Here is a 12208-nt window from a genome sequence, read left to right on the forward strand (position 1 = left end):
TATCAAATATCGTGCATTTAGGCGATATATGCAAATATCGTGTTATGAAACGATAAATATAAATATCGTTTATTTAGGCGATGAATTATATTTTTATTTGCACATTATAACCTTCTAGCTCATGGATAAGGTTATTTACAGAATAATCCAAGCTGTCGGCATAGTCATGACGTTCTTTGGTAAGTTGCTTCCGTTTAATACTTTTAAAAAAACGTTTTAAATCTTGTTCAGACTCTAAAATAAGTCCAGGAACTTTTACACTATTTCCGTGGTCGTCTTTGGCAACCATTGTAAAATATGAAGAATTACAATGTTTTATGGCACCAGTTTGAATGTTCTCGGCTTCCACGCGAATACCAATAACAATAGACGTATTTCCAACAAAATTTACCGAAGCTTTCATGGTTACCAATTCGCCAATTTCAATAGGCATTAAAAAATCTACAGTATCTACCGAGGCAGTAACGCAATACGAGCCCGAATGTTTAGAAGCACAAGCAAAGGCAATTTGATCTAGAAGCGAAAGGATAAACCCTCCATGAATTTTTCCGCTAAAGTTGGAATGGGAGGGAAGCATTAACTCAGAAATCTCTACTCGCGAGGCGCTAACAGTCTTAAATTTTGGTGTCATGTGTGTTTTTTAGAATGATAGTTGTTTTACAATAATTTGTTTGGTTGGTTTATTGGAAGCTCTTCAGTTTCATCGTCGTTATCCGAAGCCCTATTGAGCCATTTTTGGTCTATTTGTTTGCTTGCTTTCGCGCCAAGCTTTTTAAGCTTTTCAACACGTCCTAATAAATTTCCTTTACCTGTAAGTTTGGTCATAGAGCTCGTATACGAAGTCTGTACAGTGTTAAGCTGTTTCCCTACTTTTTCTAAATCGTCTAAAAGGTTTTTAAATTGGTCGTACAATCTACCCGCTTGCGTAGCAATGTCTAAAGCATTTTTATGTTGTTTGTCGTTTTGCCACATACTATCTATCGTACGAAGAGTAGCCAAAAGCGTAGATGGGGTTACGATTACAATATTTTTTTCGAAGGCCATATTGTACAACTGCGGTTCTTGCTGTGAAGCTGTTGCAAAAGCAGGTTCAAGAGGAATAAAAAGAAGTACAAAATCTGGACTTTCAATTTTGTAAAGTTCATGATAGTTTTTTGCGCTTAGTTGTTCCACATGCTTTTTGATAGAATTTACATGTTCTTTTAACAAAGCAGGTTTTAATTCGTCATTTTCCTCATTTACGTAGCGCTCGTAAGCAATTAAAGACACTTTCGAGTCGACTATCATTTTCTTGTTATCAGGAAGATGAATCACAACATCTGGTAATACTCGTTTTCCTTCATCGGTTGTAAAGCTATTCTGTACGGTGTACTCACTATCTTTTTCAAGTCCCGATTTTTCGAGAACGCGCTCTAATACCAATTCACCCCAATTTCCTTGCATTTTGGTGTCTCCCTTGAGTGCTTTTGTAAGGTTTGAAGCTTCTTTTGTAATTTGTTGGTTGAGCTCTTTTAAATGAATAAGTTGCTGTTGAAGTGCCGAATGACGCGTAATACTTTCTTTATTACTATCTTCAACACGCTTTTCAAAAAGATGAATTTTTTCCTGAAGTGGCGTTAAAATACTTTTGATATTTTCTTTATTCTGATGCGTAAATTTTTCTGATTTTTCCTCTAAAATTTTATTCGCCAATACCTGAAACTTTTCTTCAAATTTTTCTTGTAATTGCTCCACTTCAGCTTTATGCTCTTTGTTTCGCTCTAATAAATTATCAAAATCGACTTCTTTACGAGAAAGTTGTATGGCAAGCGAATCTTTTTCCTGGCGGATTTGTTCTTTTTCGGCACGTTCTTTTTCAACTTCAGCTTTAAGACTTTCAGTATTTAACTGCAATTGACGTTCGCGTTCTAAAAAGCTAGAAGTAGCGGTATTACTTTTCAGTTTTTGGATATAAATTCCGAGGAAAATTCCAGCAATCGCAAAAATAAAGGCAACAATTATTAATAAGAGTGTTTCAGTCATTATATGTATTTTCGTTGAAAGTTTTAGAAATGAATAATAATTGTAAAGATAAAAGATTCGAAATAAATTATAACTTTCAGCATCAATAATTGGAAGTTATTTTAAATTACAATTTATCTTTTTCAGCAATAAATAAACCCATGCCTTTTTATAAGTATTTAAAAATATTATTCTTTATAAATGTGTTTCTGTGTACGGTGTTAAGTTTTGGACAACGCAGACCTCCGATACACAATTTTTCGGTTAACAATTATAAAGCTGGAATTCAGAATTGGGGGATTGCCTATGGTAATGAAACTGTGTATGTAGCAAATAATGAAGGGTTGCTTGAGTTTGATGGAAATACGTGGCGTTTGTATGAACTTCCGCATCAAACCATTGTGCGATCGGTTGCTTTTTTTGACGACATTATTTATACAGGATCGTATGAAGAATTTGGTTTTTGGAAAACAACTGCTACGGGCGAATTAGCGTATACAAGTTTGAGTAGTAAACTGTCAAATAAGTCTGTAGAAACCGAGTCGATATGGTCCATCCATCAATTGAAAGATGCAATAATTTTTAAATCCTTCAGTAAAATATATATTTATAAAAACGATAAAATTGAGGTTGTTAATGCTGAAATGACAATACTTGGAGGGAATGTTATTAATGATGAATTTTATGTTTTTGGTCGTGGGAAAGGGGTATGTAAATTGGTCGATAATGAACTTGTTTTACAAGAGGAGACTTCGATATTAAGTGACTATAAAGTACAGTCGATTGCCAAATTTTCTGAGGATGCTATTATCTTGGGAACTTCTCTTAATGGATGTTTTATTTGGAAAGATGGAAAGGTACAACCGTGGAATAATCCTTTAAATGAGTTGATGAAACAAAATCAGCTCAATAAAATGACGATCGACAAGGACTACCTTTTCTTCGGAACTATAAAAAATGGGGTTTATGTTTTCAACAGAAAAAAATCAACGTACTACAATATTAATGTACAAAACGGACTCAAAAACAATACAGTTTTAGGAAGTTTATATACAGATCGTGGTGTTTTATGGCTATCGTTAGACAACGGTTTGTCGGCGATACCAATTAATTTTGATGCCTATTATTTAAACCCTTTAAAGCAAGATATTGGAGGTGTTTACGATATGGTTTCGTATAAAAATCAAACCTATATTGCTACCAATACGGGAATTTATGTAGGGGATCAAGATGGATTTAAATTTATTGAAGGTTCTCAAGGTCATATTTGGGATTTAACCCTTGTTGATGATGTAATTATTTGTGGGCATAATTTGGCTACATACCAGATAAAAAATAATCAGTTGGAACTTATTTCTGATAAAAACGGGGGGTATGTGTTTAAGAATATTCCGAAGCATCAAAATGATTATATTCAAGGAAATTACGAAGGACTTACAAAGTATACTAAAACCAAATCAGGTTGGGAAGTAAAAACAATTGAAGGATTAAATTTTCCTGTAAAGAAAGTAGTTTTAGAGAAAGATTATATTGCATGGGTAGCACATACTTATAAAGGCGTATATCGTGTTCATTTTTCTGAGGACTACTCTCGAGTAGAAAGGATAGAGGAGCAGTATAATAACGCATTACCCAACATTTATTTAATAAAACTATTTGAAATTGAAGGCCAAATAGCTTTTTATAATAATAACGAATGGTTTGTATATAACCCTATAGAACAAAAAATTGAGTCCTTTGAATCTTTAAAGACTATACTAGGAAAAGACGCAGATGCTTACCCGATAACAAACGATGGAACTCAGCCTTTGATCTTTAAAAAATCAAATGGGATGCTTTTTATAAGAGAGCAACTGCATAGCCAAAACTCTCAATATTTTATTCCAACACGATATTATGAGGATAAATTACTTAAAGAAGATGAAAGAGCAATTGTAATAAACGATTCGGTTGCTTACATCGCACTTTACAACGATATATTGGCTATTAATTCAAAAAAAATTGGCGAACAAAAAGTTGCTGAACAACCCAAAATAAATAGGGTGTTTATAAATGGGGAACCACAATTTTTGAATGCGTTACCTCCATTAAAACAGCGAGATACTATTGAAATAGAAACATCGATTCCTTTTTTATCTAATAACTTAATTGTTTATAATTTATCTTCATCACTGCATTCTGAATATAGAGTAACTGATAAAGGCAAAATTATACTTACAAATTTACCCTATGGTGAAACTGTTATAGATATTAGATCTAAAGTGAAAAATAAAATTTCAGAAAAAGGAAAGCAACTTACTTTAGAAATAAAAAAGCCATGGTATTTGGGCGTTTGGGGAGGTGTATTGTTAATTGTAATTCTTGTTTTGATATTGATGTTAGCTTTTACGGTAAATAAATTTATGCTGATAAGACATAAAAAATATTTAGAAGATCAGTTTGAACATCAAAAAGAGCTTAATAGAAAAGAGGAAGCATTACGTCATGAAAAGAAATTGAATGAAATTCAGAAGTCTCAACACGAACAAGAATTAAAAAACAAAACTAAAGAGTTGGCAAATACAGCTCTTGAAATGACGAAAAAGAATGAAATACTTATTGATTTAAAAGAAGAGCTTTTACATTTTAAGTCGGAAATTATAGATAAAATTAGATTCAACAAGTTGTTGAAAACAATAGATAAGAATATTAACAACGCAAACGATTGGGAGATTTTCGAGTCTAACTTTAATAACATACATGATTCATTCTTTAAAGATCTTTTAAAACTTCATCCAGAAAAATTAACATCAAAAGATTTAAAGCTTTGTGCTTATTTAAAAATGAATCTTTCAACAAAAGAAATAGCTCCATTAATGAGTATTTCAGTAAGAGGAGTTGAGATACATAGGTATAGATTACGTAAAAAATTAGGTCTTTCTTCGGAGCAGAATATCAACGAGTATTTAATGAATATCTAGGCTTTGTCTCTAGATGTTTTTACAAAATGATATTTTATCATCAAACCTAAATTAGTACTACATTTTTTAAAGCTATTATCAGAAGTATTTAGTAGCTATTGTTTTTAATTTTAAAATACACAAATTAGTGTATTCCTTCGTTTAATTTATGTAATATCCTTCCTGTTTTATTAAAAAAAATGTTTGACAGTTGTACTTCTTTGTGTCAAATGCTTATTCTTTTACAGTATAGTCAAGTGTGAAAATCACAAAATTTTAAGTTTTTAATGTTAATTTGATAAAATTAAGCCTTCAATTTGGTTAATTTCACATAAAAATATTACATCATTACTACATCATTTTAAAATTACAACGTTGTAGTTAATCTTTTTTAAACCGCTAATACCTTGTAAAGACTAGATTTTTTAACGTCTTAAAATTTGATGTAATCAAGATGAGGTAATTTCTTACTACATCGTTGTAGTTTGTAGTAGTTTTAAAAAGCTAACTTTAAAATATATTAATCAAATGAAAAATTATTTATTCATGTTATTACTGTTATGTTGTGTGTCGGCATTTGCCCAACAACAAACAATCTCTGGGGTGGTCACCGACGATCAAAATATGCCACTGCCAGGAGCAACAGTTTTAATAAAAGGTACGACTAACGGTACCCAAACCGATTTTGATGGAAATTACAGTATAGAAGCTGCGGATGGAGAAATATTAATTTTTTCATACGTAGGAATGGATACTAAGGAAGTAACAGTAGGAAGCTCAAACACTATTAATGTTTCATTAACTGTTTCAACAAACCAATTAGATGAAGTGGTGGTTGTAGGTTATGGAACCCAAAAGCGTTCCGATTTAACAGGAGCAATTGTTTCTGCAAAAGCAGAAGAGATTGCGGAGCAGCCAGCACTCAACGCAATGCAATCATTACAAGGGAAAGTTGCAGGTGTTAACATTATTAATAGTGATGCGCCAGGAACCGATCCTAAAGTTGTAATTAGAGGGGTAGGAACTGCTTCTGCAGGAAGTAGTCCTTTATATGTTGTAGATGGTATTATGGTGAGCAATATTCAAAATATTAGTCCGAGTGATATTGCTAGTGTAGATATTATGAAAGATGCTTCGTCGGCTGCTATTTATGGTAGTGATGCTGCAAATGGAGTGGTTTTAATTACTACAAAGAGTGGTAAAGCAGGTAAATCTAGTATTAAAGTTGAGTCTTTTTACGGTGCAAAATCTGTTTTGAATCCTGTTGAAATGGCAAACGGACAAGAATATATCACCTATTTCAACGAGAAACAAACCTCTACAGGAGGCGCTTATCAATTATCGTCAAATCAATTGAATAACACCGACTGGTACGATGAACTTATTGGAACAGCATTTTCTAACAACAATAATGTTTCTGTATCTGGAGGAGCTGAAAATGTAGATTACTTTTTCAGTGTGAATAATTATAATGAAGATGGTTTATTAAAAGACCAACGTTATAATAGAACAACTATTAGAACCAATAATACATTTAAACTTTTTGATGGAAAATTAAAGTTAACACCAAACGTAAACTTATCTTTTACAAACGAGAATCCAAAGGGTTATAGTGTTTTTAATGATGCTTACAGACAATCGCCTTTAGTTCCTGTTTATTACGAAAGTGGTCAATATGGACAAAGTTTTGTAAATCAAACAACAGGTTTAGTTACCTATCAAGGAGCTCCAGGAGAAACTATAGGACGTTTAAATTCTATCGGAAACCCTGTAGCAAATGCTTTTTATGACAACCAAAAAATACAAACTACAAATATTCAAGGGTTGTTTAAAGCAGAATTTGATGTAACCGATTGGTTGAAGTTAAGTTCTCGCTTTGGTGCTACCAAATATTATTATAAAAAGCGTGTATTTAACGATGTTAAAGGAAGCTGGCTGGCTTCAGATCCAACAAGAACAGCTTCGCAATTTGAAGATTTAAAAGAAAATAATCCTACTTCTTTAACATATGTAAATAATGAGCTTTCTTATGAAAACAGAGAAGAGTTTCGTTATAACTGGGATACATTCTTAACCATCGATAAATCGTTCGATAAGCATAATTTTAATATGTTATTAGGTCTTACTAGAGATTTAAGAAACGACACTTATAGAAGTTATGTAAAGGGGTACGATGTGCCAAGTCAAGAGCAGTATTGGAATATCGATATGGCTTCTTCAGATTACGACAAAGTTGCAGAGCAAGGCTATAGTAACATTAGAACGAAGCTTTCTTACTTTGGAAGACTCCAATATAACTTCGATAATAAATATTTCATCACTGCAAACTTCAGAAGAGATGGAGATAGCTTTTTCAAGGAGAATGAAGAATACTGGGGGAATTTCCCATCGTTTAGTGCAGGTTGGGTAATATCTCGCGAAGAGTTTATGAGTAATTCAGGAATCGATTTCTTGAAAATTCGTGGAGGATACGGTAAACTTGGGAATGCAAATGTACCGCAACTTAATACATCTACCGTAAGTACAAGCCCAGGGAGTAGTACCAACAACTATGTTTTTGGACCAAATCAAGCTTTAATTTTTGGTTCAAGTTTTGGAACTCCTGTTACCGAATTAACTTGGGAGAAAACAAATGAAGTTTTTGCAGGAATTGATATTTCGATTTTAGACAGCAGACTTTCTGCAAACTTCGATTACTACAATAGAACTACCGAAAATGCAATCATGAATGTAAAACCTTTATTGAATTCTGCTTTCCAAGCTTCGTATTACGACCATGGTGGAAAAGTAAATAACGAAGGTTTTGAGATTGCTTTAAACTGGCAAGATGAAGTAACTGAAGATTTTTCATACAGTATTGGTGTAAACTACGGATACAACAAAAACGTTTTACAAGATGTAAAACCTGCTTATGATGGAAACACTGGCGGAAGTTTGGCAAATGGTCAAATAACCAAAAGATTGGAAGAAGGACAGCCACTGTATGCATGGTGGATGTACGAAACCGAAGGGGTTTGGCAAACTCAAGATGAAATTGATAACAACGCTAGTCTTGAAAGTGCAAAACCAGGTTATTTAAGATATAAAGACCAAAACGAAGACGGTGTTATTGATGATAGAGATAAAGTATTTTTAGGGTCGTATTTGCCTAAGTTTAACTACGGAATTAACCTAGGATTAAACTATAAAAGATTCGATTTTAATTTAGATGCTTTTGGAGTAGGAGGTAATAAAGTTTACAACGGACTAAAAGGAGTTCGTATTGACGGAGGTGAAAATATTACAAAAGAAGTTTACGACAACCGTTGGACGGGAGCAGGTTCTACAAACACGCACCCTGGAGCAGACAGAGATGCAGTAGCATCTAGTTACTACCTAGAAGATGGAGATTATTTAAGAATCAATAATATCTCTATCGGATACACTCTTTCTGAAGATGCAGTACCTTATTTTACAAAATTAAGAATCTACGCAACAGCTCAGAATCCGTTTTTATTTACAAAATATACAGGGTTCACCCCAGAGTTACTTCAGTCTGGAGCACCAAATGAAACAGCAGGAATCGAACTTTCTGCATACCCAAATGTTAAGACATTCATTCTAGGAGTAAATATCGAATTGTAAAAAACTTAAAAGACCAGAAAACATGAAAATTAAATATAATAAATGGCTTTCATTAATAGTCGCTATAACTGTTTTTGCAGCATGTAGTGAAGATTATTTAGACGTAGATTCTAGAGAGAATATTTCTCAAGAAGACAGTGAAGCTACACTTACAGGTGAAAATTTTGTAACAGGTATCTACGGAATGTTAACCGATTGGCCTTACGCTTTTTCATACTTAGGTGTAACCGAAATAATTTCTGACAATGCTGATAAAGGAAGTTCTCCTACCGATTCTGGAGCCGATAAAGAAGCTTTAGACAACCTTCAGCACACTACTTCAGCTGCATCTGTTAGAGAAATGTGGACACATTGGTATAAGTCAATAGGAAGAGCAACCAGTTCTATTGAGTTCTTAGAAACATCTTCAATGGAAAATGCAGCACTAAAAAGTAGATTAATTGGTGAAGCAAAGTTTTTAAGAGCATTAAATTATTTTTGGTTGGTTCGCTCTTTTGGAGATATTACAATTCAAGGTGTTACAGATCCAACTTCGAGAGCTCCACAAGCAGAAGTTTATGCGTATATCGAGCAAGACTTAAAAGAAGCTATTGAAGCGTTACCAAATAAAAGTGAATATGCTAGTAAGGATTTAGGTAGAGCTACTAAAGGAGCTGCACAAGCATTACTAGCAAAAGTTTATTTGTATCAAGAAAAGTGGGACGAAGCTAAAACTTATGCTGAAGCTGTTATGAATTCAGGTGAATATAGTTTAGAACCAAATTATCAAGACGTTTGGCGTGTATATACTGAAAACGGTGTAGAATCTATTTTTGAAGTTCAAGCCAGAGGCGAATCTATCGCGCATGGAGTACAACAATATTCTCAAACTCAAGGAGCCCGTGGTACAAGCGGCTGGGGATGGGGTTTTAACACACCATCTCAAAATCTAATCGATGCTTTTGATGCCGAAGGAGATGAAATTAGAAAAAATGCTACGATTATTTTTCCAGGAGAAACGCTTTGGGACGGTAGAGAAGTTAGCGAATCTGTAGAGAACCTTGCTTATAGTGAAAAGGCATACTCTAGTGCAAATGCAGGCGCAAGCGATACGGATAAAAATGTACGTATTTTACGTTTTGCTGAAGTGTTATTAATTCATGCTGAAGCTGCTAATGAGCTCGGGAATTCTTCAGATGCACTTGCATCTTTAAATAAAGTTAGAGACCGTGTTGAATTGTCAGCATTTACAAGTACTGATCAAAGCGAACTTCGATTAAAAATTTGGAATGAAAGAAGATTAGAACTTGCTTTTGAGCACGACCGTTGGTTCGATTTGGTAAGAACAGGGCAAGCAAAAGATGCCATGCAAGCTGCAGGAAAAACTTTCATTACAGGAAAGCATGAACTTTTTCCAATACCAAACGATCAATTAATTCAAACACCAGATATGCCGCAAAACCCAGGCTGGTAACAAATAATATAAAAATTATTATGAAACGATTAGGAATTACATTTTTAGCTGTCACATTCATTTTGATTGGATGTGACAGTTCAAAAAAGAAAAATATAAACGATAACGTTACAAACGAATCCCCTAAATATACTTCAGAAGTTTTTACTCCTTCAGCAGAAGACAATGCATTTATGGATACACTTCAGAAGCAAACTTTCGAATATTTTTGGAGTGGTGCACAACCAAACTCTGGATTGGCTGCCGAAAGAATTCATTTAGATGGAATTTATCCGTCCGATGATAAACATGTTGTAACAACTGGCGGTAGTGGCTTTGGTGTAATGGCTATTTTAGTAGGAGTTAAACGTGGCTATATTACCAATGAACAAGCGCTTGATCGATATGTCAAAATAGTTGATTTCCTTAAAAAAGCCGATCGTTTTCATGGTGCATGGCCACATTGGTTAGACGATAATACAGGAAAAGTAAAGCCTTTTAGTAAATATGATGATGGTGGAGACTTGGTAGAGACAGCTTTTTTGATTCAAGGGTTGCTTACGGTTGCCGAGTTTTATAAAAACGATTCATCTGAAAAAGCAAAACAAATAGTTGCAGATATTCAAAAACTATATGAAGATGTTGAGTGGGATTGGTACACTAAAGGTGAAAATGTGTTGTATTGGCATTGGTCTCCAAACAATGGTTGGAAAATGAATTTTCCTGTTGGTGGCTATAATGAGTGTTTGGTAATGTATGTATTGGCAGCCGCTTCTCCAACGCATCCAATTTCAAAAGAAGTTTACGAGCAAGGTTGGGCAAGAAACGGAGCAATAGCAAACGATACTACGTATTACGGATTAGAAACCGAACTCGATCATTATGAGCACGACGACGATCCTGTAGGACCAATGTTTTGGGCGCATTATTCGTATTTAGGACTTAATCCAAAAGGGTTAAAAGATCAATATGCAGATTATTGGAAACTCAACAGAAACCATGCTTTAATTCAGTATAACTACTGTGTAGATAATCCTCAAAACTTTAAAGGTTATGGAGAAAACTGTTGGGGACTAACATCAAGTTATTCTATGAAAGGATATGCTGGTCACCATCCTGGAGATCATGATTTGGGTGTAATTTCTCCAACCGCAGCGCTTTCTTCGATGCCTTACACACCAAAGAAAAGTATGCAATTTTTAAGATTTATGTATAAAGAGCAAGATTCTTTAATTGGGAAATATGGTCCGTATGATGCATTTAGCTTACAAGAAAATTGGTACTTACCGAGATACTTAGCCATCGATCAAGGTCCTATTCCTGTAATGGTAGAAAACTATAGAACAGGTTTGTTTTGGGAGTTGTTTATGAAAAATGAAGATGTTCAAAAAGGACTTGACAAATTAGGTTTTACTTATGATAAATAAATTGTTTTATACAATATGCATGTTGTTTGTGCCATTCTCATTATTGGCACAACAACTGTATCAGAAAGATAATTTTGTAAGTAATAAGGATACGTTGAAGTACCGAGTTATGCTGCCAGATAATTTTTCTACTGAAAAGCAATATCCACTTGTATTGTTTTTACATGGTGCAGGAGAACGTGGAAGTGATAATGAAAGTCAGTTAACACACGGAAGTAAATTATTTGCTTCCGAAGAAAACAGAAAGAATTTCCCTGCAATTGTGATTTTTCCTCAATGTCCAAAAAACGATTATTGGTCGAATGCCGATGTAGACCGCTCTGGACAAGGGGTTAAACTTGTTTTTCACGATGACAAAAAGCCTACAAAAGCTTTACAATTAACTATAGAGCTTTTACAAAAGTATAGTGAACAACCATTTGTGGATACAAATAAAATTTATGTAGTGGGCTTATCTATGGGGGGAATGGGAACTTTCGAAATCTTGTCAAGATTGCCCAATACTTTTGCAGCAGCAATACCAATTTGTGGCGGTGGAAGTGAAAGTGCAGTTCGTAAATATGCGCAAACACCTTTGTGGGTTTTTCATGGAGCTCAAGACGATGTTGTAAACCCTATTCACTCCGTTAAAATGGTATCGGCTATTTTAAATGAAGGCGGACATCCTAAGTTTACATTATTTGACACAGCCAACCATAACAGTTGGGATCCAGCTTTTAGTCAACCAGATTTTTTACCGTGGTTATTTGCTCATGAAAGAACAAATAATGTGATAAAAGAATAAA

At 34.1% G+C, this 12208-nt stretch carries 7 protein-coding genes; 5 read left to right on the forward strand and 2 right to left on the reverse strand.

Going from position 1 to position 12208, the window contains the following annotated elements:
* Positions 1–85: 85 nt before the first annotated feature.
* Both JMA43_RS05335 and rmuC read right to left on the reverse strand, forming a co-directional pair.
* The gene (locus JMA43_RS05335; protein ID WP_342155348.1) at positions 86–631 is read right to left on the reverse strand and encodes an acyl-CoA thioesterase; all 546 of its coding nucleotides are present in this window, start codon (positions 629–631) and stop codon (positions 86–88) included.
* Positions 632–657: 26 nt separating this feature from the next.
* Positions 658–2022 (reverse strand): DNA recombination protein RmuC, encoded by a 1365-nt coding sequence (rmuC, locus tag JMA43_RS05340; protein WP_342155349.1) that lies wholly within the window; start codon positions 2020–2022, stop codon positions 658–660.
* A gap of 140 nt (positions 2023–2162) precedes the next feature.
* On the opposite strand from rmuC, the gene JMA43_RS05345 reads away from it, so the two are divergent.
* The 5 genes from JMA43_RS05345 to JMA43_RS05365 all read left to right on the forward strand — a co-directional run bounded on the left by JMA43_RS05345 (position 2163) and on the right by JMA43_RS05365 (position 12207).
* A complete protein-coding gene (locus JMA43_RS05345; RefSeq protein WP_342155350.1) occupies positions 2163–4961 on the forward strand; it encodes a helix-turn-helix and ligand-binding sensor domain-containing protein in 2799 nt (932 codons plus the stop codon).
* Positions 4962–5486: 525 nt separating this feature from the next.
* On the forward strand, positions 5487–8564 hold the full coding sequence (locus JMA43_RS05350) for a SusC/RagA family TonB-linked outer membrane protein (RefSeq protein WP_342155351.1): 3078 nt from the start codon (positions 5487–5489) through the stop codon (positions 8562–8564).
* Between the two features lie 22 nt (positions 8565–8586).
* The gene (locus JMA43_RS05355; RefSeq protein ID WP_342155353.1) at positions 8587–10017 is read left to right on the forward strand and encodes a RagB/SusD family nutrient uptake outer membrane protein; all 1431 of its coding nucleotides are present in this window, start codon (positions 8587–8589) and stop codon (positions 10015–10017) included.
* 20 nt (positions 10018–10037) lie between these two features.
* Positions 10038–11423, forward strand: a complete 1386-nt coding sequence (locus tag JMA43_RS05360; protein ID WP_342155354.1) for a glucoamylase family protein — start codon at positions 10038–10040, stop codon at positions 11421–11423.
* Between the two features lie 19 nt (positions 11424–11442).
* A complete protein-coding gene (locus JMA43_RS05365; protein ID WP_342155455.1) occupies positions 11443–12207 on the forward strand; it encodes a carboxylesterase family protein in 765 nt (254 codons plus the stop codon).
* The last annotated feature ends 1 nt before the right edge of the window (position 12208 follow it).

The organism is Joostella sp. CR20, from assembly GCF_038433465.1.
Lineage (GTDB): Bacteria > Bacteroidota > Bacteroidia > Flavobacteriales > Flavobacteriaceae > Galbibacter.

Coding starts and splice junctions, on each gene's coding strand:
- JMA43_RS05350 (WP_342155351.1), top strand. CDS start 5,487: ATGTTATTACTGTTATGTTGTGTGTCGGCATTTGCCCAACAACAAACA.
- JMA43_RS05345 (WP_342155350.1), top strand. CDS start 2,163: ATGCCTTTTTATAAGTATTTAAAAATATTATTCTTTATAAATGTGTTT.
- JMA43_RS05335 (WP_342155348.1), bottom strand. CDS start 631: ATGACACCAAAATTTAAGACTGTTAGCGCCTCGCGAGTAGAGATTTCT.
- JMA43_RS05355 (WP_342155353.1), top strand. CDS start 8,587: ATGAAAATTAAATATAATAAATGGCTTTCATTAATAGTCGCTATAACT.
- rmuC (WP_342155349.1), bottom strand. CDS start 2,022: ATGACTGAAACACTCTTATTAATAATTGTTGCCTTTATTTTTGCGATT.
- JMA43_RS05365 (WP_342155455.1), top strand. CDS start 11,443: ATGTTGTTTGTGCCATTCTCATTATTGGCACAACAACTGTATCAGAAA.
- JMA43_RS05360 (WP_342155354.1), top strand. CDS start 10,038: ATGAAACGATTAGGAATTACATTTTTAGCTGTCACATTCATTTTGATT.